17 protein-coding genes are annotated in these 26,466 nt (G+C 33.7%); 2 read left to right on the plus strand and 15 right to left on the minus strand.

Going from position 1 to position 26,466, the window contains the following annotated elements:
* Nucleotides 1-12: 12 nt before the first annotated feature.
* The 10 genes from RTP52_RS07575 to RTP52_RS07620 form a co-directional block, all read right to left on the minus strand.
* Nucleotides 13-1,536 (minus strand): hypothetical protein, encoded by a 1,524-nt coding sequence (locus RTP52_RS07575; protein ID WP_312370270.1) that lies wholly within the window; start codon nucleotides 1,534-1,536, stop codon nucleotides 13-15.
* Between the two features lie 86 nt (nucleotides 1,537-1,622).
* On the minus strand, nucleotides 1,623-1,868 hold the full coding sequence (locus RTP52_RS07580) for a hypothetical protein (protein ID WP_312370272.1): 246 nt from the start codon (nucleotides 1,866-1,868) through the stop codon (nucleotides 1,623-1,625).
* 12 nt (nucleotides 1,869-1,880) lie between these two features.
* The gene (locus RTP52_RS07585) at nucleotides 1,881-2,132 is read right to left on the minus strand and encodes a hypothetical protein (RefSeq protein ID WP_312370274.1); all 252 of its coding nucleotides are present in this window, start codon (nucleotides 2,130-2,132) and stop codon (nucleotides 1,881-1,883) included.
* Nucleotides 2,133-2,135: 3 nt separating this feature from the next.
* Nucleotides 2,136-6,746 carry a type VII secretion protein EssC gene (gene essC / locus RTP52_RS07590; RefSeq protein ID WP_312370277.1) on the minus strand — a complete coding sequence of 1,537 codons (4,611 nt, stop codon included), beginning with the start codon at nucleotides 6,744-6,746 and terminating at the stop codon, nucleotides 2,136-2,138.
* Nucleotides 6,747-6,826: 80 nt separating this feature from the next.
* Nucleotides 6,827-7,129: a pore-forming ESAT-6 family protein gene (locus tag RTP52_RS07595; RefSeq protein ID WP_312370279.1), complete on the minus strand. Its 303-nt coding sequence runs from the start codon at nucleotides 7,127-7,129 to the stop codon at nucleotides 6,827-6,829.
* 15 nt (nucleotides 7,130-7,144) lie between these two features.
* Nucleotides 7,145-7,447, minus strand: a complete 303-nt coding sequence (locus RTP52_RS07600) for a WXG100 family type VII secretion target (protein WP_312370281.1) — start codon at nucleotides 7,445-7,447, stop codon at nucleotides 7,145-7,147.
* A gap of 124 nt (nucleotides 7,448-7,571) precedes the next feature.
* A complete protein-coding gene (locus RTP52_RS07605) occupies nucleotides 7,572-9,482 on the minus strand; it encodes a protein kinase domain-containing protein (RefSeq protein ID WP_312370284.1) in 1,911 nt (636 codons plus the stop codon).
* 22 nt (nucleotides 9,483-9,504) lie between these two features.
* Complete coding sequence (locus tag RTP52_RS07610; protein WP_312370285.1) at nucleotides 9,505-10,314, minus strand: PP2C family protein-serine/threonine phosphatase; 810 nt, start codon at nucleotides 10,312-10,314, stop codon at nucleotides 9,505-9,507.
* A 2-nt stretch (nucleotides 10,315-10,316) separates the two neighbouring features.
* The gene (locus tag RTP52_RS07615; RefSeq protein WP_312370287.1) at nucleotides 10,317-11,888 is read right to left on the minus strand and encodes an Ig-like domain-containing protein; all 1,572 of its coding nucleotides are present in this window, start codon (nucleotides 11,886-11,888) and stop codon (nucleotides 10,317-10,319) included.
* Between the two features lie 249 nt (nucleotides 11,889-12,137).
* Entirely contained in the window at nucleotides 12,138-13,469 is a 1,332-nt protein-coding gene (locus tag RTP52_RS07620; protein ID WP_312370288.1) for a tyrosine-type recombinase/integrase, read from the minus strand.
* Between the two features lie 349 nt (nucleotides 13,470-13,818).
* Here RTP52_RS07620 and RTP52_RS07625 point away from each other — a divergent pair, with 349 nt between their 5' ends.
* On the plus strand, nucleotides 13,819-16,431 hold the full coding sequence (locus tag RTP52_RS07625; RefSeq protein WP_312370290.1) for an Ig-like domain-containing protein: 2,613 nt from the start codon (nucleotides 13,819-13,821) through the stop codon (nucleotides 16,429-16,431).
* A gap of 65 nt (nucleotides 16,432-16,496) precedes the next feature.
* Here the strand turns inward: RTP52_RS07625 and RTP52_RS07630 are convergent, their stop codons facing one another.
* The 3 genes from RTP52_RS07630 to RTP52_RS07640 form a co-directional block, all read right to left on the minus strand.
* Complete coding sequence (locus tag RTP52_RS07630) at nucleotides 16,497-19,064, minus strand: Ig-like domain-containing protein (protein ID WP_312370291.1); 2,568 nt, start codon at nucleotides 19,062-19,064, stop codon at nucleotides 16,497-16,499.
* Nucleotides 19,065-19,971: 907 nt separating this feature from the next.
* Nucleotides 19,972-21,471: a threonine synthase gene (gene thrC / locus RTP52_RS07635; RefSeq protein ID WP_312370293.1), complete on the minus strand. Its 1,500-nt coding sequence runs from the start codon at nucleotides 21,469-21,471 to the stop codon at nucleotides 19,972-19,974.
* 316 nt (nucleotides 21,472-21,787) lie between these two features.
* Nucleotides 21,788-22,930, minus strand: a complete 1,143-nt coding sequence (locus RTP52_RS07640) for a cell wall hydrolase (RefSeq protein ID WP_312370295.1) — start codon at nucleotides 22,928-22,930, stop codon at nucleotides 21,788-21,790.
* Between the two features lie 634 nt (nucleotides 22,931-23,564).
* On the opposite strand from RTP52_RS07640, the gene RTP52_RS07645 reads away from it, so the two are divergent.
* The gene (locus RTP52_RS07645; RefSeq protein ID WP_312104786.1) at nucleotides 23,565-24,380 is read left to right on the plus strand and encodes a hypothetical protein; all 816 of its coding nucleotides are present in this window, start codon (nucleotides 23,565-23,567) and stop codon (nucleotides 24,378-24,380) included.
* Between the two features lie 151 nt (nucleotides 24,381-24,531).
* Here RTP52_RS07645 and RTP52_RS07650 read toward each other — a convergent pair whose 3' ends face one another.
* A complete protein-coding gene (locus RTP52_RS07650) occupies nucleotides 24,532-25,446 on the minus strand; it encodes an ABC transporter permease (RefSeq protein WP_312104788.1) in 915 nt (304 codons plus the stop codon).
* 15 nt (nucleotides 25,447-25,461) lie between these two features.
* On the minus strand, nucleotides 25,462-26,376 hold the full coding sequence (locus RTP52_RS07655; protein ID WP_312104790.1) for an ABC transporter ATP-binding protein: 915 nt from the start codon (nucleotides 26,374-26,376) through the stop codon (nucleotides 25,462-25,464).
* Nucleotides 26,377-26,466 lie beyond the last annotated feature (90 nt).

Genomic DNA, 26,466 nt, shown 5'->3' on the forward strand with positions numbered 1-26,466 from the left:
ACTTTATCCTTTCTAATCAATTAATGAAAATATATAATTACCTGCATCATAAATTCTGCCACCGACATAATTCATTCCATCACCAACCGTATCTACCATTCCACCTATATCGGCTTCAAGAGACAAATCAAAACCTACTCCTAAAGAAGCTCCTAATTGACATTTTATTTTACCATCAGCATAACCAAAATCTGCTTTTGCTCCTATGCCAACATTCACCGCAGCTCTAGCTCCAACTTCTCCGCCAAGTACATTAAGTCCTACTTCTCCGCTTGCTTCTCCCAAAATAGCCTCTGCAGCAATTCCTGCGCTCAATTCAGGTTTTCCATTCACCATACCAAGCCCAACACTTGCCTTAGATTCTGCTTTAAGTGCAGATACTTGACCTTTACCATAAACACCTAACATATCAGTACCAATTTGTCCATTTGCATTCATCTCAAGCGCACTGACACTTCCGCCAACCTTTGCGCCCACACCAGGGCTTATTAGTTTATTTCCACTTTTATCAACATAATATAACCCTGCATTTAAGCTAGCTGCTCCTTCTGCATTACCAACTTTAGCGGATATAGAACCTTTTCCCCAATCTGATTTCCCTGATAATGTACCTTCCAATAAGCTAACAGAGCCAGATACTCCAATACCTTGTCCTACTAGAGTCCCTAAACGCTTTGCATTAGTTAACCCATCTGATTTTTCCCATTTTCCTGTTTTAGGATTATACTCATAATTATCTACCTTATCTCTTAAGGTAGGAGATTTCAATCCTAAATCTTCAAAAAGCTTCTCTTTTTTTTCATTGTCAATTTTTAATTTATAATTTGATTTTAATGAATCTTTTGCAGTAAATTGAGATTTTAATAGGTATAGTGAATCATCCTCGTCACTCTCTACCTTTATCCCATATCCAGTTACTTGAACCTTATGTCTAGACTTATTAAAGTCTAACCCAAGTGCATTAAGGGTTAGACTATTGCTAATCAATTGAAATAATGAAACTCCTGCACTGTACTTATTCTTTCCCTCCTCATAATAAGCATTTAAGAGCCCATATGTATTAATATTCTTATACGTTAACAATGAAGCAGTTAGCTTATTACTTTGAGCTTTAACATTAAGTAAAAACATACGAGCAAGGTGCTCATCTATCTTATACATTATATCTTTAAAATCTAATAAATCCTTAACAAATTCTGCAACTTGATCTATAAAATAAGACTCATTTACATTTTTAGCAGGGAATCCTATACTTTGTATTCCTTTATTGTAGATTTCTCTTTCTGCATTCTTGTATGTAGACATAGCAAACTGTGCTGTTGATGGTATATTACTAATTCTTCCGTCCAAACTACTTATCTTACTTATAATACTGGATATCTTTCCGTCAATCCCTCTACGCCCCTTCACATCACTAGAAAGGCTCGATTGCAATCGTATTATATCTAACTTAGCTGAATGCACATCTGGCAATTTCTTAAATAATATTGAAGTTGCCTGTATTATGGATTCCGTATCCACAGATATCAAGGCCATCCCCTAACCTCCCTTCAAACAAAGTAAAAATAACACCTACTAAAATCTGCTACTTAAACATCTAGAAACATCCTGCACTTGATGATCTATTTAACTTTTAAAGCCAATTGTCTAGCCCGCTCCTCTTCTTCATCTCGTATATCTTGATAAGCTTTCTGAATCGTTGAATATAGGTCGGATATATCACTGCATATGCTACCTATCTCCCTTTTTTCTTTATCAATTGCCTGAATAAAGTATTGTACCTCATAAGCAGTCCAAGCTTGTGATAGACTGCCCTTGTAAGTAGTTAATGCATTGTTTATTGAATTTAAAGAATCATTTGCTGACATCTTTACTCCCCCTTAAATCAACATAAGTTTCGAGCCATTCATAATTCTAAGCTGCTCAACCGTTTTACTCAAATCATAAATTTCTCCACTTTCCCTATTGCATAACACTTCATTCTCCGTCCTAGAGTAAAATACGCTTGCTAATTCTTCAAGCATTCGAGAGAGTAGAATGATAACTTCCTCTATGGTTAACATCTTTGGAAGAAATGCTTCAAAAGTCTGGTTAGCCATTGGTAAATAGACTTCTACTAATACCTTTTCCATCATTTAACCTTCTACCCTCTCTTTCTTAGTTGATGTTAATGATTTAATTAATACATATCTCCCTTTTTCTAAAATATACCCAAACTCTTCTCCAATGTCTTGATAAAGATCATTCGAAGTTTTATTCACTTTTAGCACATATTGATTGCAAAATCCGTTTCCTAACCATACACCTGTGCTTCCATTCACATGTTTACGATACCATACCGATGAGGAAAACGTTACTACTTGGCTAGCTTCTTCTAAAATAATAATGCTAACCTGATAAGACTTTTCTCCTTTTTCCAAGAGTACCCTTAATTTATCTTTTCCATCCTCTGATAGCTGTTCCATTAAGAATTTCATTGATGTAATTATATATATATTGCGTGGATAATCTAATAGATTAAGTTCCTCTTTGTCATTATCATGTTGAGCATTATTTCGGGTTACTAAGTTTTGGAACATCTCTATGACCTTTATTTCCAATTCTTTAGAGTAGTACTGAATCCCTTTCTTTAGCTCATTTTCATTTAACATATTCCCCGAATCTAACACTATAATTTGCGCATTCTTTTCCACCTTATCTGCAGTAGCTTTTAGTATATTCGCTAAACCAATTGCATAATCCTGTAACAAGGCTTTATCTTCTGCCAATGTAAGATTAATATAAGGTGTGAAGTCATTTTTAATAATATTTAAAGACTTTTTCTCAACACCGATTGGTACAGCAGTAAAATCTTCTACATAATCTAGTAAAAATTCATAGCTCACATTCTCTGGTAGAATTGGTATACGTTTTGCCGAAACATTATAATTGCCTTTTAAATTTTTACAAAACTCCATCACAATATCAAAAACATTCTCAGTTTTCTTTGTAACAAACGCCGTTTGAAACTCATATGTATGCTCAGTCTTTATAATTCCTCTGCCTTTATACTTGGATGGATATACCCCTTCTGTAGTACCTATTAAGGCAGAATACTCTGATCTGTCATTTAATTGTAATAAAAATATTTGTTTAAAATTCTGCTGTAATCGAAGCCGAACTCCAGTTGGTGTTGAAACAGATAATAAAAAGTAAATTCCATATTTAGTTCCTTCTCTAGCTAAATAAATTATACTTTCTTCAGTGTCTGGATAGCTTTCAGCATACGCAGAATAATTGTTTATTATAATTAATATGTTCGAAATATTTTCTTTGGTTGCTTTTTGATAATGATACATATCCCCACCATATTCGGAAAACATTTTTTTCCTTTTTCCTATCTCATTATATAACATTTTCCATAGATTATCTATTTTTTCACCATCACTACTTAATAACACTTCTCCTACATGTGGTGCCTGTGAAAATGCTCTTAATGTCTCTGCCTCAAAATCTAAAATATATGTATGAAGAGTTCTCGGAGAATGACTTTGCATCAGATGATAAAGCATTGTTGTAATAAAGGTTGTTTTACCACTTCCAGATATACCATATACTAAGGTATTACCCTCGCTACTAAAAGGAACTGTAATCAATCTCTGTGATTGATTGAATGGATCATCTAATTCTCCGATAATTGGATTTAAATTCATATCATCTACATCAATCACACCGTATTTTTCCTTTAAATACCCTAAATCAATTACTGGTGCAATTGCTTCCAACCATAAAGGTCTAACCGATACCTTAGCTTCTTTTGCAAGTTTGGATAAATAATCTGTTATAATAACAATTTGTTTTAACTTACAATTACTTATCAATCCATTCCTTGGTTTAGCTTCTTTAATTACTCTTCCTAGATTATCAATAATTTGAATACTATTATCTACTTTCTTTTCTAGACGCTCACATGGTACATACGGAGCTCCACACCATGCTGATTGACCAATATCAAAAAACTCATTAAAACCAACCTGTAGATAAAATCTTCCCGTATTAGATAATTCTGCTGCATCAGGTCTTTTAATCATATCCATACTATCTGCTTTTTCTTGCACTTTTAGACAAACGCGAAATCTAGAATTACTCCATATCTGATCATCTACAACTCCCGCAGGCTTTTGAGTAGCTAATATTAAGTGTACCCCCAAACTTCGCCCTATTCTTGCAGCACTGATTAATTGTTCCATAAATTCTGGCTGTTGAGCTTTTAATTCAGCAAACTCATCTGATATAATAAACAGATGAGGCATTGGAGTTTTAACAATACCTTCTCTAAATAACTTCTGATACTTATATATATCCATTGTTCCTTCGTTTGATAAACGTCTGCCCTCATTGAATTCGGCTTGTCGTCTCCGTAATTCACTTTGTATCGATATAAGTGATCTTTTGATTGACACGCCATCTAGATTTGTTATTGTACCTGCTAAATGAGGCAATTTTACCTTATCATTTTCAAAGGCACCTGTTAGCCCACCACCTTTATAATCAATAAGTATAAAAGCAACCTCATTCGGATGGTAATTCACTGCCATAGATAAAATATATGTTATTATAAACTCACTTTTACCAGAACCAGTCATACCTGCAACTAAACCATGAGGTCCATGATATTTTTCATGCAAATCTAAGTAGAATATATCTCCTCTTGCATCCACACCTATTGGCGTTTGTAACGTCAGTGTTGGATTATTATCATTCCACCGGAGTAATGGATTTAATTGTTCAATCTTACCAACTTGAAACAATTCAAGGAAAGTAACCATTTCCGGAAACTTAAAACTTTGTTTTGATATATCAAGGTGTATATTGGATAATTGCTTTGTATAATTAATTATTTCATCACCAATATTGATATCAGGATAAAATTCTAACTTATTCCCAGTAACATCATCTTTATCGTAAAGCTTCCCTCTATCATTCTCAAGTTCAACAACAATAGAGCACTCCTTCGGTAAGTTATGTATATTATCATTTATTGTAACAATACTAAAGCCGTGATTTTTATCACTCTTCATTAGAGTATTTAGTGATTCCAGTTTTAGTAACAGCTCCATACTACTAGAAAAAATAATATAGTATGGTTCATATATGAATCCCTCAACATTTCTATCTGCAATCCTCTCACTAACTACCCGATCTAAAAATACGCTTAATTCTTTTAATTCATCATGATTACTAGCAATATATCGAAAAGATTTTTGATTATTCCATGTATGCGGTAACCATTTAACGAAATTCCATAAATTTAAATCCTTTTCATCATAGAGAAAGATCATTTTAACTTCATCATAGCTATGCAGAGTTGCTAATTGAAGAATCATACCTCGTATAAATGGAATAACTGTTTCATGAGTACCAATGACACCACTAACATATTCCTCAAGTAAAGAATATGTGATTGGCACATTCTTTAGTAACTTAGGTTCTGATACAAGATGATACATATCTTCTTGAAGATTATCATCATCAAGTGAAAACCTTTTTTCAGGGAATTCAATTTCTGCAAACATAGTTCGTATACCAATACCAAGGCGAACGTGAAGATAATCATTATGCCAAGGAGCCTTCTCCCAAAGAGAACGTTTACGTGTATTTATTAACTCGATACATTGATCAATAGAAATATAATTTTCAAGCAAAATTTCTTGTTGAGCTTGGCATATTCTTCTGATCTCAATCCGTTTGTTTTCCAAATATTCTGCATACTTGTTCTGCCTTAGCTGTTCACGTTTAGATTTTTGTTTTTTTTCATATTTTTTGGTTAATATTGGCCACATTAATGTTCCTAACAACATACTACTACTCATCACTACACTGGGTGCTGCTTGCAACCAAGTTGTATCATTAACAACAGCATTCACAACCGTAAATGCCCCCATAGAGAGAGATGCCATACCCATAGTCAGCGATGGACCTAACGTTAGAGCCAAAGGCATGGGCTGTTGATTCTGTTGTTGAGGTGGTAAATCTATTCTTATTCTCTCATGATTTATATCTCTTTTAAATCTAGGAGAACGATAAAATATATCATCAACTACTATTTCATTCTGAACATACTGTTCTTCGATTAAATTACTTCGTGTATATGGAAACAAATTTCTATCACAAATCAATACTTTATTATCTGGGTTATTTAAAGATATAAAATCATTTCCAATAATTATTTTAAATCCGAGAATATATATAACATCACCGATCTCAAGTTCCTTTTGAATAATACGCTGCCCATTTACATAGGTACCGTTAGAACTTTGCTGATCATTTAACTCCAATATACCGTTATGTATTTCTAATTTTGCATGAAATGAAGATACATAAGGATTCTGAAATACTATATCATTATCAGAACTACGTCCAATTGTTAAAGTACTATTATTACAGATTTTATATTTCTTATATTTTTTTCTATCTTCTGTTACTGGTTCCGTATATATTAACCCTATCGTATCTGCCCAAAATCTTACACTATAAAATTTTAGAGGTTCTAATACGATTTCTTTTACAAGGGTATGTTCTTCTTCATCATAAATCATAATATTAGGGTTAGAGGACATAATCCAATTTTGAATGGCTCCCTCAATACATATCAGTTTTTCCCACTGGTTATTGGAATTCTTTATCCTTAGCCAGTGGCATCCATTTATATTATCCGGTAATGCCAAATGAGCTATTTGTGATTCTGTTAAAAGTGTTAATTGCACCCCTAATCCCTCCTAAATTTCCCACTTCTTATTTTAATATACCGGACAGAAACTCTGTCCGGTATATTAAATTAATCTAACTACTTAAATTGATTCGCATTATTTGTTACTGTCTGCTCATCCGTCTCATACCTAGCGACTGTTTTATCTAAGAAATCAGAATAACTTTCAATAATTTCTTTATAATTATCAAATTTAGGCGCTTCTGCATTAAAGTTTGAGCGAATAGCTTCACCTGCCTCACTTTGCCAAGTATTAGATAGCTCATCCATTGCTTTTTTTATTGTCTTAAGATCATCATACATCTTTTGATTATCACTTCGAATACTTGTCGCCAATGCTGCAACCTCAGCCGTAGATATATTGATTCCTAAATCTGTCATACTTCATCCCCTCCCCTAATTTGTAAGTTTTTTTGCTGCAACTACAATTTCATCCTGAGCTGCTTGATATGTAGAAGCACTAGTTTTTAAAAATGATGAGTAGTTTTCCATTAATTTGGCCATCTTATCAAAGTCATCTTTAAAACCCTCAATTTGTGTAGTAAAAGCAGTATTATCTGCTCCTTTCCAAGCACTACTTAATTTACTAACATTAGCAAATAATGCTACATAAATAGACTTGTAATCTGCTATTACTTGATCAATATTTGTAGCCGCATCCTTTAGTTTTTGTGGGTCAACAACTATTTTCTTACTCATACAAATCCCCTTTCTTATACTTTTTTATATAATATTTCTCCATTAACAGTGAGAAAATAATTATATCTTTTAAAATACTAATTCCCTTCCCCACTAATTCCAATATATCTTTCCGTTAATATTATTAATATACAATCTGGCAAGTAGGTAACTTTTCTTTAATTTTCTCTACATCCTCAATTGAAACATTTGTGTTAGATAGATCTAAAAGAATTAAGTTTTCTAAACCAAAAAGAGATGTAATATCTAATATACCCGTATTGCTCAATATAAGAATCTGAAGTTGTTCTAAATTCTTTAATACCGCGATATCAATTAAATCTCTATTTCCATCCATATATAATTCTGTTAGTCCTAATAAATCTTTTAAAGGTGTTATATTTTCTATTTGGTTATTGGATAAATGCAATATATTTAAATTGATTAATTCTTTTAATACTGTAATATCATGTATTAAATTATCCGAAGCATTGAAACATACTAAATTACTTAGCTTCTCAATTCCATCTAGATTCTCAATAATATTCTTTTGAACATTAAGATATGTTAAATTAATCGAATCTCTTAAGGGATCTAAGGAGCTTAAATCATTGAATGCAACACTCAGGCTTGTTAATGCTTCGCAATTGTCGATAATACTAAAATCACTTATCCCAATTTCGTCCAAATTCATTTCATACTCTGGTATAACAGGTGTCGGAGTAGCCGTAGGTATTGGAGTTGGTGTTTTCGTTGGTACTTTTGTTGGAACGTAAGTTGGTATATCTGTTGGTAGTTTGTTTGAAATCTCAATACCTTTCGAATTATTTGATGCTACCATATTCGAGATAAAAATAAATATACCAAAACATAATGCAACCGCTACTGATATTGCTATTATATATTTAAATTTAGAATATTTTCTTTTAGCCTCAGGAGTTAAAAGTTCAATTGAATCATTTGTCTTGGTCTCATTATCAATTTCCTTTTCTTCAATTTTACTAAGCTCTTTTTGTATCTCCTGATTCTTGCCTCCTATGCCATCCAACCAAATGGTTCCTCCATCTGAATTTTCATCATTAATATTAGTCTCTGTTTCAGCTTCTATTGTCGCTAAATCAATTGCCATTAAGTCGTCAGGAAGAATATTAATTAAAGCATCTAAAAATTCTTCTGCTGATGTATACCGATCATTAGGATCATATTCAATAGCTTTTAAAATTATTTTTGAGAGATTCTCTGTTGCAAGTACAGGATTTGGTATCTTTTCACCTTGAAATCTTCGATTAATAGCATTTTGTCGTTCACTAAACTTCTGGATTGTTGTTGATGAACTTATAAATGGCCCTTTTTTATTGTTAAGATAATAATATAAAACCATACCTAGAGAATAAATATCGACCCTAGCATCATATACCTTACCAAAATATACTTCGGGTGCCATATAACCATAGGTACCTTTAATAGACATCCCTTCGTTCGCGCAGTCCAATTGTTTCGCTATTCCAAAATCTCCAAGTTTAAAATCTCCATCCAATGTTACAAAAATATTCCCAGGCTTGATATCCCTATGTATAATATTCTTCTTGTTACATAAAATTAAAGCCTGACATAGATCTCTTCCCATGTTAACAATCTGGCTAATGGTTAGTGGATTCTTCAATTGGTAGTCGCTAATATTCTCCAGAAGCTCCATACGAATAAGCAAATAGTACCCAATTTCATTTTTTTTCGGAATAATTTTATGGTCTTCAAAACTTACTATATTCGTTCTTCCTTTAAGCTCGGCCATAATTTGAATTTCACGGTATATTACCTCTACTATATCCTTAAAATATTCTGACGATGTATTTTGATCCAGTCCTTCATATTGTAATTCCTTAACTTCAAGCTCAGTTCTAGGAACAGGGATAATCTTTAATGCACTATAATACTTAGTACCGTACTCTTCTTTATATATCTTATAAACATAGCCAAAACTACCTTCGCCTAATTCCTTATCTATGTACCAAGACTCCCAAAATGGTTCTAAGTCATGTGGATTAAATTCACTCATATCATTTCCTCTTAATTTATAATTAAATAATTATCTTAATTAGCATAACTGTTATATTATCTTTACTCCCATTATCTAGCGCTTTTTGAATATATTTTTTTGACATTGATTTTAATGTTATACATCTCGAAGATAAAAATAAATTAAATATCTCCTTGTCATCTAGGGCTTCCGTCAATCCGTCGCTACATATTAAAATTGTCATAGGACTATATTCTAAAGATATTACATGTGGCTCTAGGAGGATCTCATCCTTTGGCATACCAAGATATTGTGTCAATATATTACTTCCCCATGTGATATCTACAGGGCTGATTCCTAACGCTACTGCATTAGCTCGCTGATTATGGTCTACAGATAATTGATTCATGCTATTATTTTGAAAAACATAAATTCGACTATCTCCAACATTCGAAAGATAAATCTTCTGTCGATCTAAATATATCATAGCTACAGTACTTCCATAGTTCATTTGATTCTGAATACTTGGTGACATTGAGGCATTTAAGTTATTAATAAACTTATTAATCCACGTTATGACGTAAGAATCTTGATAATCGTCACAACATTCTGTTTGAAGTTGCCTTAATTTGAGTTCATTGTACTCTTTTATATAGGTAGCTGCATTCATTGACGCTAGTTTACCATTCGTCATTCCTCCCATCCCGTCACAAACAGCACAAAGACTAGGAATACTAACTTTATGTCCAAATGAACTAGCTTGCCTACTATCTTCTAATATATATTTCCCTGTATAAAAATTATCTTCATTAGAATCTCTACGGCCTTGATGCGAAGATACAGCAACCCTAATTCTCGCTTTACTCCTCATACCTATTTACTTACCACTATGGAACAGTAAGCCTTTTTCTCATTTTCTGTAGTTACAATTATAGTTGCATTTCCTTCACTTTTACATGTAACAACACCATCTGACACTGCAGCAACATCAGTATTAGTAGATGACCAAGTCAATGTCTTATTCGTGGCATTTGTTGGAGATATTATTACATTTAACTTAATAGTCTCTCCAACGGTTCTCTTTGCTGAACTCGACATCGTAATTTTATCAACAGCAACTTCAGTAGGCTTAGGTGGTGTAATAGTTGGAGTAGGCGCTGGCGTAGTCTTAGGTTTTTTAATCGGTTGTGGTGTTGGTGCTGGGTTTACTGTAATGCTACATTTTTCAGTAATCTTACCACTTATTGCACTAACCGTACATTCACCATTTCCGGTTGCAGTTATATTCCCATTTCTATCTACTTTTGCCACTTTCGTGTTCGATGATTTCCATGTTATATCTTTATCCGTTGCATTGGTTGGATTAATTGTAGCTTTCAACTTAAAAGAATCACCTATAATTAGAGTCTTCTGGTTTTCAGTTAATTTAACACTTACTACCTCTATCTTTTTTACCGTTATTGTACAGGTGGCTTTTCGTTTACTATCCTTAGACTGAACTGTAATTGTTACTACCCCGCTCCCTACACCATTAACCGTTCCATTGGATGATACTGTTGCAATTTTTGTATTACTACTACTATATGTAAATTTTTCTGTTACTACTTTTGGATTGGTAACTGTTTTTAGTTTATATTTTTCACCAATATAAATTGTTTTTTTTGAATTATCGAGACTTATTTTCTCAATACCAATATAATCTTCAGTCTCGATAGAATATAACCTTCCACTAGTATTCATAGTTCCACTCATACTAATCTTAATATAGTAGATTCCACTATCCACACTCTCATTTATTTCAAATACTTTACTAGTACCAAAAAACCAATCATTCAATACTAAATTTTGCTTAGAATCAAATACGAAAACGTTAGTGGTTCTTTCATCAAATCCTTTGATCTTTAAATTTAGCTTTTTATTCTTACCTACACTTATGCTATAGTACTTATCTTTTTCATTAAAAGCAAGAAAGTCATCATATCTGCTTTTTGCGCTCAATGGTAGAGCATCGCTTAATGTAAGATTTTGCTTATTATTATCCACAGTATTAAACTTTTGAAAGTTCAATTGCATATTAAAATCTACATTACTATACTGTGTAGTAATTTTTATGTAATATTTTGTTGGATGAATATATAAATCAAATGTTGAAATTTCTGACATTATATTAAAACACTCTACATTTTGCTCATCATCTACAGACCATAATTCTACTGATAACTTTGTATTTGGTTCTAATTGCATTAATAATGTGACAATACCAGCTTGGCTTGAATCAAACATATAATATAACTCATTAGAAATACTGATACTTTCAGATACAGATTTATTAAATGGAATCCTCTTGACCTGAGTTATAACATTTGCTGCTCCAACATCTGATTTAAATAAAAAGACATTAGCTAGTATAATAAAAAATGCTAAAAAACGTATTCTATTTTTCATTCCACATCACCTCATAGATTTTCCTATTTTTAACAATATTATACCATAATCCATTTTCACTTTTCAATACAAGAATTCCCAAATCGCAAAAATACAAGTTTTAAATAGATATTAGTTTTATATTAACTTTTCTCACAATCCATGTAAAATTATCATCTCCTTAATAAAAAATAATCTGTTACTATAGAAAATAATTATTTTTCTATAGTAACAAATTATTTTTATAATATTATCCAACTAAAGTAATAATCACATTAACGCCTCTAATTTTTTCATTTCTTGTGCCTTTGTTTGCGGTAAAACATGTGTATATAAATCCAGCGTCATAGTAATACTACTATGCCCTAATATCTCCTGAACTACCTTCGGTGGAATCCCATTCTCAAGGGCTCTCGTCGCGAAAGTATGGCGTAGAGCATGTGGTGTAAAATAATCAAACTTATCTTCCAGGAGTTTCTCTTTACTACTTGACTTCTTTGAATAATACTTCTTATTAATATCATCCACAATATGAACAAGCTGCTGTCTAATATGTTGACCTGAAAATGGTTTACCATCCTCTCTCAAGAATACCAAGTCTTCTAGACCTTCGATTGGTTTCCAATCACTCCCCATAGAAAGCTTATGCTCCTTTTGTATAATTCGATATCGCTTCAACATCAATTCAATATTGTCTAACAACGGAATGCTTCGAGTACTTTTATTAGTTTTAGGAGTATCCTTATAATATTCCATTCCCTTTCTTGTACATTTTAATGTACCACGGACAGTTATCTCTTTCTTGTCAAAATCAACATCACACCACTCTAATCCTGTAACCTCTCCAACCCTTAACCCCGTAGCTAATGATAAACGTATCACCGGTTCTAATTCATGCCCTGTGATCTCTTTTAATAATATCTCTTGTTCGTTTAATGTTAGGACTCTTCTTTCTTTTTTCTTTTCCGCTCTTGGTAAGGTTGTCAAATCCACTGGATTCTTTTTAATTAATTCATTCTTTAGAGCTTGCTTAAACATAGCACCAAGTAGAACATGGATAAGTGAAATTGTTGACTTCGAATAACCATCTCGGGATAAATCATTATACAATTTTTGAATATGCTCTCCACGAATATCTTTTATCAGTTTCTTACCTAATACTGGTCTCACATAATATAGATACATACACTCGTAGCTCTCCACGGTGCCCTGTTTCACTGTCATTGATTTGTATTCATTAATCCATGTCTCATACCAAGTATTTAGTGAAATTCTTTCTTCCTTTGCATAGATACCATGTTGTATCTCATATTTTGCATTATTTAGTCTTTCCTCAAGTTCTTTTACATCTCTCCCATATAAACAATATCGATGTCCCTCATAAGTATATCTAGCCTGATAACGACCGTCAGAACACCTAGTAATTCCTTTCGGTAAATTTAATGACTTTTTCTCATTCTTTTCTTTTTTAATTTCTTTCTTGCTTTCTTTCTTACTTACTTCCTCCTTACTTCCTTTCAGATCTTCCACACCTAATTCTCTTTCTGTTTTTTTTAGTTCTTCGTTTTTTCTCATCTGTATTTTTTCGACTCCTTGATCCATTTTTTTCACCTTTCTCCTCTAAGAGGAATTCAATCCAAGTTTTTAACTGTCAAACTTAGTTCAAATCAAAAGATGCATCATCTAATCTTTCGTAGGCCTAGCATTGATGCCACTTTTTTTCCTATGACTGGCATCATATGGCATCAATCTGGCATCATTGCATTAAATCATCAAATATTTCTTATGAAATTTCTCTTGACTCTACTAACTTAGAGATATTTTATGTAGTAATCTGATAACTTAATACATCATTAACAAGATGCCAGAAAGTACATGATTTGGTAATAAAAATACATGAAATTGCAGAGTAAATATAAGAAAAAACACATATACTAGGAGGAAGAAGAAAATGAAGAATTTCTTTAAGAAACTAGCCTTCGTTTTAGCTTTGGCAATGGTTGTCCTTGCGATATCCCCAGCAGCAAATGCCAGTGCTGCAGCAGCGCCAAAGTTAAACACTACAGGCAAAAAGTTATATCTTGAACAGGATGTAGCTACAGGAAACTATAAAGACTACTTTACGTTAAAGGTTTGGAATAAGGGTGATTACAAGGTAACATACAAGAGTATGAATCCAGAAATCGCTACTATCCATTCAACAAATGGTACTGTAAAAGCAAAAGCAGTTGGTGAAGCTTTATTAAAAGCTACTGTAACTAATACTAAAACTGGTAAGGTTGTAAAGAACTTAGAGTGTAAAGTATGGGTTAAGAGAAATGCTACAGAAATTGGTGTTTCTGCTGCATCTGCTGCAAAGCTTGATAATGTATTAGCTATTGGCGATAAGGTTAAGCTTAATATCTACAGAAAAGCTATTACTGGTCAGGTAGCATGGCAGCAAGCTGATAAGACACTTGTTACAGATTACATCGTTTGGTCTTCTAGCAATACAAAGGTTGCTACCGTTGACAAGTGGGGTACTGTAAAGGCTGTTGGTGAAGGTTCTGCAACAATCACTGCAAAATCATTACAGACAGAAGCTAAGAATGTTCCAACAACAAAAGAAGTGAAATTAACTGTTACTGTAGGTCAGAAAGGCCTTGTTTCTGCTACTCAAAAAGACTTAAATAGCATGAGCTTAATTTTTGGTCAAGCAGACGATATGAAAGAAGTTAACAAGAATACTGTTAAAGTATACTCTTTAGTAGGCAACACTAAAGTTACTCAGTCAGTTAAGAATGTAACATTTGATGAAAAAAATCCTAAGAACGCAACATTAGAATTATTCGTTCCATTTATAAAAGATACTACTTATGTAGTTGAATTTGGTGGTAAGACTGTTGAATTTGTTACTGTAAATCCAGTAGCAGAGAGCGTTGCAAAAATTGAGATTTTAACAAATGAAGCTGTTAAACATGAAAGTACAGATATTAAATATGCTCTTTATACTGAGAATGGTGTAGACATTACAAAGGCAATTGAAGGAAGAGTAGATATCACTTCTGATAGCTATGATTGTTATATCGATAACACCAGAAAGACAATTACTTTCTTTGAATCTGGTAAGGTTGCAAATGTAAAAGCTGTATTTCATACTTATAACTACAATGAAGCTGGTGTAGAAAAGACTATTGAAACTACAACTGCAATTAAGTCTGTTGATAAAGAAGCTGTTTCTGTTACTGGTATCAATGCTTGGACAATTACTGCTAACAACAATACAGTAGATTTCTCTAAAGATGTATTAAATCAAAAATTATCATTAAGTGATGACGGATTCTACTTAATGGTACAACTTTTAACTTCTGACAAGAAAACTGTTAATAGCAAAGATAATAATAAATTCTCTTTTGAATCTTCAGATAGCAGTGTTTTAATTATTAATGGAAGTCGTTTACATCCAGTAAAAACTGGAAATGTAGTAGTTCTTGTAAAATATGATGGCACTATTGTTGGTACTGTTAATGTAAGTATTTTACCAGAGAGAGAAGTAGCAAACTTAACTATTGAAACAAGTAAGACTCTTCTTTCCTTAGATAAGGCATTTGACACAACAACTGTAAAGGTAGTTGTAAAGGATCAGTTAGGATCTGATTTTACAAAAACTCCTGCTAAGGTTCAGTTATTAACATCTCCAGCTGGCTCTGTAGCTCCTTATACATCTGCTACAACAGTTGAAAATGGTAAAATTGAATTTAACGGTAGCCAATTCAATAAGCCAGGTACTTACCAGTACAAGGTAACAATTGGTCAGTTAACAAAAGTATTTGCATTAGAAGTAAAAGAGGTTGGTGAAGTTACAGGTCAGAAACTTGAAATATCTTCAAATAAAATTGATACAACTTTAGTTGTGTCTAATAATGCCAATGCAAATGCAGATAAGAGTGTTTCTATCATGTTATACAATGTTGATAAGTTCGGTTACAAAGAATCCGAAATTACTAATTTAGTATATGGTTTAGAAAATGCTAAGAAATCTATTACATCTACTACAGGAACTGCTTTCTACTATGAAGTAACAGGTCCAGATAACAGTAGCGTAGCTGGTTCTACAGACTTATCTGCAGTTGTTAATACTTCTACAAATAAGTTCCAACCTATTACTGCTGATGGTTCCAACCTTTCTAAAGTAAAAGCAGGTTCTTATAAAGTTTCTGCATACAAGTTAACAAAGACTGCAGAGAATGATTTCGTAATTGCACCAGTTGGTGTTGAGTTTATCAATGTTACTGATAATCAGACTAAAGCTGTTGTAACACAGAAGGAAATCAAGTCAACTGCAAGCACAATCAACGGTGCACTTGTAAATGGTGATATCGTAATTGAACTTGATGTAAATAACAATGGTGAATTAGATAAGATTAACGCTTCTTGTACAGTAAATGAATTCGTTGGTATTGAAGCTTCTAATACTAATGTATTTGTTAAAAATGTGAATTATAATGCTACTGTAAATTATGCTGGTGTTTCTTACACATATCCAATTATTATTGATGTAAATATGAACTTAATTTTAAAGTAGAAATATTTATAACGTAAAAAGAGATTCCCAAATGGGAATCTCTTTTTTTATGAGTTGATTATTAATTAATTGATATTTAAGTTAAATGTAAGTCCAAGAGGCATTTTCTGCTCAAATGTAGTAAGTGTACCATTGTAGTTCACATCAACAGCGATTGTAACTTCAGTAACATTGATTTCCTTACCAGTACCAATTACAGTAACGTCAGTTACTTTGCCATTGTATTCTTGCTCACCAAACTTAATAGTAACGACATCATCTTCATGTCTTAATGCTTCTTTTGCAGTAGTATACTTAGATGTTGTACTGTTAATTGTTATAGAAGGAACCTGCTGAGTATCAGTAATTGTAAAACCACCTACAATAAGTGCCTTAACAGGTGCAGTTTCTACTGTCTTATCAGTCTTATCAGTAATCTCAAATACACTTACTGTATAGCTTCCAGTTGGTGCCTTAATAGCTGCACCAGATGCATTGAAAACAACTGGTTTAACAACTACCTGACCATCAACAACAGAAACGAATGGTGTAATATCTTTCTTTGCAGGGCCCTGTACTTCTACATAAACTGCAGAACCTGTAGATGTAAATGCATCAGCCTTGCTTTCTAACATAGGAACATTAAGGATCTTGTAAGTATTAGAAGCATAACCAGCTAAACCTAACTTAAATTCCTTGTTATCTGTCTTATTAGTATTACCAACCTTTAATGCTGTATCAACTGCTTTACCAGTATTAGATAACTGATAGTAACTTGGAGTACCTTCAGCTTTATCAGTTGTAAATCCTACATATCTAACTTGGTTATCAACAGTAACTTTATACTGATATCCACCAACTTTGTTGTAAAGATCACCCTTGAATACGAACTCATTGTGTTTGTCACCTGTTGCAGTTGGAACAGCCTGATTTGCACCAGTTGGTCCGGATACAAATTTTACATCAATTGATTCTAAGCTTGTTCTTTCAGCACCGAACTGATCTTTAACTGTTACAGTTAATTTAATGCTGTCACTAGCATTTGTTGCTAATTGAGCACTATCAAACTTAGCTGTTACATCAGCTGCTACTCTCTTAGAACCGATAGTTACTGCATATGCACCGATTACTGTCTTGTTGTACTTAACAATAACCATAGCGCCACCCTCTTTAACTGGGTATAAGGTATTACCAACAATAAGTAATGTTGTAGTATCGGAAGATTCAAATGAGAACTTATCTTCAGTTACATTGCCAACGCTGCTTAATTCTTTATCTTTATTGTTAGTAGTCTTAACTGCTACTTTATAAGATCCATCTTTATCACTTACAGAGATAGTAGTGTTAGGCTTTGTAAAGTCAATATCACTTGCATCACCTGTGTAAGCTGTGAATGCATCAATACTCTTAATAGAAGTACTTGCTAAATCAGTAGATACGATAGTACCAACAGCATCAATAGTTACTTCCTTAAAGTCAGCACCATAAGTATAAGTATGGTATGTTGCCTTAACTTCTGCAGTTTTACCGGAAGTAAAGAAAGTAATTGTTCTTGCACTAGGATCTAAAAAGCAATCTGTAGATGAATTTACTAAAGAAACATCAATTCTATTAACGAACTCGTCTCTAGTAATGTCGACACCGTTCTTATCAAAAACTTTGAACTTAATTGGCTCAGCTTTTGCTTTAACAACTTCAGTTGTATCAAACTTTATAGAAGCAACAGCATCCTTAGATGTGTCAACACCTACAAAGCTTGCAGATGTATCTTTGTAAGATACAACATACTCTTTATCCTTAGCAAACTCTGTGAATGTTGTAATAGTAGCTTTAGTCTTATCTGCAGCATCAAACTTAAGATCTTTAACTACTACATTAACGCCTGTAGAACCTATCATGGATTTAATTGTTACGTTACCCTTGTTAGCTTCAGCGGATACATCACCAGCGAAAGTAATTACAGCTGTTGATAAACCAGTCTGCTTAACAGATTGGATACCAGCTGCAACAGTTACTTTGTAATTTGCAGATGCACCAGCAGTTGGTCCCTGTGGCTGAGTAGCTGTAGCTGTGATAGTAGCTTCACCAGCTGCAACAGCTGTTACTGTACCCCATTTGTCAACTGTAGCAACTTTTTCATTGCTAGAAGTCCAAACGATTTTGTCTGTACATGTAGCCATATCAGTCTGACTCCAGATCTTCTTGTCACCAACAAGTCTGTAAACATTGATCTTAGCCTTAGCACCTACTGCTAATGGAGAATCGATAGCTTTTGTGCTACCAAATCCAACTTCTTCAGCGTTCTGCTTTACATAAACAGTTGCTGTTTTCTGAACTGACTTGCCAGCTTTGTTAGTAAGAGTAGCAACTACTTCTGTCTTACCAACACCAACTGCAACTACGTTCTTGCCTTCAATAGTAGCTACTTTAGTATTTTTACTTTTCCAAGTAGCTGTATATCCAGCTGCGTTATTAAATGTGAAACGATAACTATCAGAAATCGTTCCTGTTAGGTCGCCACCGATGTAAAGGATCTTGCTAGTCTTCTTAAGAGATGGTGCTTTAGCAGCTGCGTTAGCTGTAGCTGGCGCAACAGATACTAATACCATAGCAAGAGCTAATACGAAGGCGATTTTTTTAAAGAAATTCTTCATATTCTTTCTTCCTCCTTAAAATATATGGTTTTGTATTATATTGACTTACGTCACATATCGAGTATAATTAAATTGTTAATGATGTATTAACAATTCGAAAAACTCTAAAATGTGCATAAGTAAATATAATCGTTCCAATAACAAGATGATTATAACAACTATCGTAGGAAAGGTCAAGTCTTTTTGCTTACAAATTCACTTTTTGTACCCCATTCTAAGTCATGTTTCTAAACAATTCTCCATAGAACTTCATTTGATTTGCCACAATATTTCGACAAATAAAAATTCTTGTACAAACTGGTCAGAACAACTGGGTTACAATCCTACTATCTTGTAACTGGATTGATTATATCTAGCCAAATAACCTGCCTCGTTGGGCAATTCTCCAAACCCCTACTTACATCCCTACAGGACATCTGTCTGGATGTGACCTATACTGTCTCATAGACATGCTCGCAGTAGTCCCGGGCATTTGGTTTTGACTTACCTTTATAATGCTCTTTCTTTGTGTCAAAGTTATGTCATGCTCTTGTCACATTTAGACTATTTTGAATTTTGTGATTATGTACAATAAAATAAGGTTTCTTTTAGTTATTTTTCTTTTTTATTACCCTAGAACCTTTTGGAACCTCCTTTTACCAATTACATATTTATAACTCTAACTTCGTTTTAAAAAAGAGCCTCGCTGATTGAACATCAGCAAAGCCCTTTTTTCACAAACTGTTTCTAAATTCATATTACCTATTTTATTTAGTTATATTTACTTAATCTATTTCTTAATCAATTTACTTATCCATTTACTTACCAATTTACTTATCTATTTACTTATCTATTTACTTATCCATTTACTTGTCTATATACTTATCCTATTTTCTTAACCCACGTTCCTCAACCAACAACTACCCTATCATAACCCCAGTATCTTCTCCACCATCTCCTGCATCTTCTCAGTCTCACATACCATCTTATGAAGTACAGGTGCGGTACGGATTTCTTCGATAGCTTGAGGTATCTTTGTTTTACTTATTTCACTAAGCTGATCTATTAATTCAAAGTCAGACTTACTTTCTGTCTCAGCCTCTAATGCTTCCATCACGCTACGAGTAAACTTATATGGACTCGCTGTTGAAGCAATTAATGTCTTTGTTGCATCGCCACTAGCAGCTTTGTAGTTATAATATACACTTGCAGCTACCGCTGTATGTGTGTCAATGACATAATCCGCTTTTTCATAAACACGTTTAATAGCAGCCTTTGTTTCTTTTTCCTTTGCATATCCTCCGACAAAGTCGGATAGTTTTTGTCTCATCTGTGGAGCTATTTCATATTTACCTTCTTTGGAGAGTTGGTTCATAAGTGTTGCATTTTCATTTGCACGATCTTTAGCAGTTTCTCCGGAAATCATATATATCAAGCGTTCTAAGTTACTTGAGATTAAGATATCCATAGAAGGTGAACTTGTTAAGATGAAATCACGGTTTCTATTATACTCGCCGGTTGTGAAGAAATCATATAGCACTTTATTCTCGTTTGAAGCACAAATCAATTTATTGATTGGAACTCCAAGTTCTTTTGCAAAATATGCTGCTAGTATATTACCAAAGTTACCAGTTGGTACTACAACATTTAACGGCTCACCTTTATTTAATTCGCCATTATGAAGTAGACGACAATATGAATATACATAATATACTACCTGAGGAACCAATCGACCTATATTAATAGAATTTGCTGATGAGAATAAATAGCCCTTATCTTGTAAGCTCTTTGCAAGCTCTTTATTGTTAAACATTTCTTTTACACCAGTCTGTGCATCATCGAAGTTTCCATGAATACCGATAACAAAAGTATTATCACCCTTTTGTGTTACCATTTGCATCTCTTGAACCTGACTTACTCCGTCTTTCGGATAGAAAACAATGATTTTAGTACCAGGAACATCTGCAAAACCAGCAAGTGCTGCCTTTCCTGTATCTCCAGAAGTAGCAGTAAGAATTACAATCTCTTCCTTCACTTCATTCTTCTTCGCAGCTGTCGTTAGCAAATGAGGTAATATAGAAAGAGCCATATCTTTAAATGCTATGGTAGGTCCATGAAACAACTCCAGATAATATGCTCCATCCGACTTTTTGATTGGTGCTATTTCTTTTGTATCAAACTTATCATCATAAGCTGCATTGATGCAGTGTTTTAATTCTTCTTCAGAGAAATCTGTTAAGAATAGTTTCATAACTTTATAAGCTATTTGTTGGTAACTCATGCTGGCTAATACTTCTAAACTTATATTAAGCTTTGGCAATTCGGTTGGCACAAACAGTCCACCATCCGAAGCAAGTCCTTTTAAGATAGCCTGGGATGCTGTTACCTGTTCACGATTATCACGGGTACTTTGATACAGTAAATTCATGATCTTCTCTCCTTTATAGCCTTCTGTTCTATTTTAAGGTTAATATATTTTCTAAGGTAATATATTTAACACTTTAATTTGTTAATTTAATTCAGAGTATTATATCATGATATCATAGACGTGACAAGTAATAATGGGTAAAAACCGAATAGTTATTTATTTTTTTAAATAATTATTATTTAATTAGTTTGCTTATAAATTAAACAAAACGAGTACAGACTGAATATCCCAAAAGCATTATGCTTAACTAGACATTCTTACTATACCCGTTTTTGTTATTGTAGCCTTCCTATGTCAGTAACTATACTAACACCGACTACTTGTCCTTATAAAATTCATGGCACCCATACTTTACTACCTTACGAAGACTGTTATCAAACCAACAAGCTTTCGTCTTACTAGTTTGCTTTCTCGCAAAGAAGTATAAAGCACCATTACTATAGTCCTCTCCCGCAAGCGCACGGTTTACCGCTTCCATCGTTTCCTTGGACACTTTCACAGACCAATACCTGCCATCTTTTGTAGGGGAGAACTGATAAGTATTTCCGTCCTTTTGGAACACAACTTCTTCTACCGTATTCGGAAACTGTTTGCTGTTTACACGATTTAATATAACATTTGCTACAAGGATTTTACCGTAAATGTCTTCACCAGTTGCTTCTGCTTCAACAATACGATATAAAACATCAAGCTCATCTTTTGATAAAGATTTTATCATTTTCTTGTTTAATGTCTTTACAAGGGCATCTGATTTTGCAGAAGTAGTGGTCGCTTTATCCTTCTTACTAGCAGAATCTTTCGCGTTATCCTTCGCTTTTTCTTTGTCCTTGCTAGAATCTGCTTTTTGACTATCCTTGTTAGCTTCCGCTTTTTTACCATCCTTACTAGCTACCGCTTTCTCATTATTTTCTATGATTGCGGTATTTTCCACAGACACATTTGCTAAAGCTAATTCTGCTCCATATTGTGATGTGGCGTTTATGTTGATTAATTCCTTTTCGGAATCCGCTAGGCTTAATAGAACGATATCTCCATCATCTGGATTCGCAATATCAGTAAGCTTTCGATTTAATTGTTCCATAGGATCTGCAATTGCTACTTTTGCTTCGGTGTTGTTATCCGTAAATGATTCTATGTCTTCTTTCGCTAATTCCCCTTGGTACATTTGTCCGAGTGGATTCACCAGTAGTGATGTTTCTAGCAGCTTCGCATCTTTCTGATACGACAAATCTTGTGTACCATCTTCTTGTCCCGTGGCATCGTGCGTAGCTGCATTTACCATATACTCTAGGGAGTACAGGTGTAAACCAGGGATATCTACGAAGGATGTGACAAGAAGTATAGCAGCCAAAACATAGGCAACAATTGCAATTCTTTTGCTGTGTTTATATTGAATACCTTTCTCAAAGTGCTTTTCCTTGTCTTTCATCGTCCGAAGAAATGAATATATTTTTAACATAATATTTCCTCTTTCTTTAACTTTTCTGACAAAGACTACTGCGTATATAGCACGTCAGTCGACTTAGTCAATTCGACATCTATATAAAGCGTTTCCAGACATCCCCACAATGAATGGTATTTTCGCATGAGTTGTATTATAGGCATGGGGCTTTTTACTGTCAATAAGGTTGCCTTATTTTCGTCACATACGGAGATAAGAAAATTACCTCACTTTTCCACATGTGTGAAAAGTGCACAAGTTTTCGGAGATAAAATGTCCATGAAATTATATATTTTTACTACACTCAAGAAAACAAATTGTTACGCTTTTGTTAAGAATTATATACATAGAAATTAATTATTATACATTCAGGTCTAATATCATTCAGTTCTATAGCTGTAGAACACCTATATTTGCTATATTTATGATAATTTGGGTGTCAATTTTTATCCAAATCAGTGTAATAATTATGTAACAATTAGTCGCATTTAGGTATTACTGTCGTACTCTTCGACATACTTCTTAATCTTGCATTCCGTCTGATTGCCATGTATAGTTAAATCAGAAAATCTCTATTCAATACCAAAAGTGGAAGCACTTTCAAAATACATATTATATATAGAAGAAACTCATACCAGAAAGAGGTGGTAGCATGCCATTACCGGGGGTCTATGTGGCAAACAAAAAAAATGGAGAAACCTACTATCGTTCTTCCATTACCTTTAAAAACAAACATATCAGTCTCGGAAGTTTCGATACAGAAAAAGCTGCTCACGTGGCATACCAATCTGCATTGAAAATATTGAATAAGAAAAAAGGCATAAAAAAAAGCATTCCGACTGCGGATGCCTTTTATGCCTTACGTTCTCCAATCACTTTCGATAAGTGGATTATGTTATTAAATTTTAGGGATAACGGAATTTACTGTCGCAATCCGATCTATTTGCAAAACAAATACTTCTTATATTATCTGGATGAACACACTCCTCTTAAATTTGACGCAGATGATTTGTTTTATTATATGGATCATCGTATTATGAAAAGGGGCGGTCATTTATTTGTATCGGATTTTGGGATGCAGGTAAATATCCTATCCCGATATGGAATTAAAAATTTTGCGGTTGCTGGGCGGGACTATCGTTTTGTAAATGGTGATTCAACGGATTTTCGTTATGGCAATATAAAAATTATAAACCGGTATCATGGAGTTCGAAAAACAGTTGTAAAAGGTCAAGAACTTTATACAACAAGAATCCATATCAACGGTGATTATATTGTTGGAAAATACGGAAGTGAAGTGGAAGCTGCAATCGCTTATAACAAAGCTGCGTCTTTATTAAAGAGTAAAGGTTTAAAAAAAGACTTCCCCGAAAACTATATCGAAGGGGTTAACGATATCACCTATGCCAAACTATATAATAACCTTAGAATCAGCAAAAAGCTTCGTGATTTAGGAGACTTTAATTAACATATTATGTTTTTTTCCTCCAGTAATAAATTGTCTGAAAACTTTTTTTAAAAAAAGGTACCTTTTTTCGATAATTTATGATATAATACAACTATATTTTTCTTCTTCCATTTTCATATTTAGCGCCATATGGCGCATTAAGAACCGCACGCTACCGCGTGCGTTTTCTTTTTTTCACCGGAGTAATAAGCCATGAGGAAGCAACAATAAGTAGTATAGACACCGCACTTTGTACTAGAAGGCTTATTGTAAACCAATGATTAATCAGATACTTGGTCGCTCTACTATAAGTTCTCCAATCCGTAAATGCACCTGCTTCAATTCCAATCTGTTTTTTTAACATAGCGAAAAAAGTAAACATAGGATCGAATAAAAGGGCAGTAATTGTAATCTTTACTTCAGCCGTACCACTCATTTTGCTAGCTCCATAAACCACCTCATGTCTCATACTTCCTATTGATTCAAGCAAGTGGCCACCAAGCAGTAACATCGCAAGTCCTATTGTTATAATCAATCCGGTTGTATAAGTACAAACTGTTGAGAGTGTTGTTCGTTTACATAAGCTTGAAAAGAAAATACCTATGCTTCCAAGATAAATAGAAGTTACAAACAAGAATAACTGAAATTGAAGGAGCTGAAGAAAGTTAATTCCTCCTACTGCAAAGACCAGTGCAGTAATTGGTAATGAAGAAATTCCTAGTAAAAGCATTAAACTTAAGGACGCGAGTAATTTTCCTTTTATAATTTGTAATGGTGTCATTCGAGTCGAAAGTAAAATGTCTAGTGTTTGCTTTTCCCTCTCACCAGATATTGCACCAGACGAAATCCCTGGTATCAAAAATAGCACAAGTAAAAACTGAGCGCCAATGATAATTCCGTAAATGGTAAGGATATCAGAGTAATTAACTGAGTTACCAAGCTTTTGTGCCCCCTCAAAAGTGAGATAGAAAGCCAAAAGCCCAAATAAAGATAGGATTCCATTAAATACTGACAATAAAACCGCAGTCTTTTTCATTCTTGCATTTTGATAAAGTTCTCTAAGATAGACAGAGTTCATATGCCACATACTAAATTCTCCTTTCTATTTGGTCAGCCTAAGAAAAATCTCCTCTAAAGTTCCTTCCTCTCTCTTATAAGAGGCTATGGATACACCAGAAGCGATCAGCCCTGATAATAATTCCGCTTCTTTACTCTCTTCTCCATAAAAGTGGAAAGAAATGCTCCCTTCCTTACTTGCAATATTCGTTACCTCCGGTATTCTTTTTAGTAACTTAATTGCAGTGTCATGACCTTCTATAATTTTCATCGTAAGAGGGTTTTCTGCCTTTTGTTTTGCCATGATTTCTTTCATAGGCCCCTGTATGACAAGTTTACCACTCTCAATAATTCCAAGATTTGTACACATTTCCGAAAGATCCTTTAGGACATGAGAGCTTAATAAAATTGTTACTTTCTGTGCACAAAGATTCTTTAAAATTCCCTGAAGTTCTAACCTCGCTCTTGGTTCGAGACCAGAAGCTGGTTCATCTAATAACAGCAATTTGGGTTGATGTATCAATGTCCTAGCAAGACATAGTCTCTGCTTCATACCCCTAGAGAGTTCATCCACATAGTCATGCTTTTTATCTCTAAGATCCACAAGCTCAAGAAGTTCATCAATTCTTCTTTCTGCTTCATTACCAACAACTCCATAGATCGTAGCATAAAAGGATAGATACTCCTGGGTATCCAAGTTATCATAAACACCGAAGAAATCAGGCATATATCCAATTCGTTCTTTTGCATGTCTTGGATAGCGAAGAGCATCAATTCCATCAACCCAAACTTCACCAGAATCCGCTGATAAAAGAGAAGCTATAATTTTCATTGTGGTTGTTTTACCTGCACCATTGGGACCCACAAAGCCATATAGTTCACCCTTATGAAGCTCAATATTCAGCCCATCAAGTGCATATGACTTACCAAATTTCTTTACTAAATCCTTAACTACTAGCATAGCTCCTCCTTTCTTTGTTCTTAATATGCCAAACCCACAGGCTGAGCACACATCACTTAAATGAAACATTTCTACTAGAAACATTTAAAA

This window comes from Lachnoclostridium sp., assembly GCF_031997925.1.
Classification (GTDB): domain Bacteria; phylum Bacillota; class Clostridia; order Lachnospirales; family Lachnospiraceae; genus Lachnoclostridium.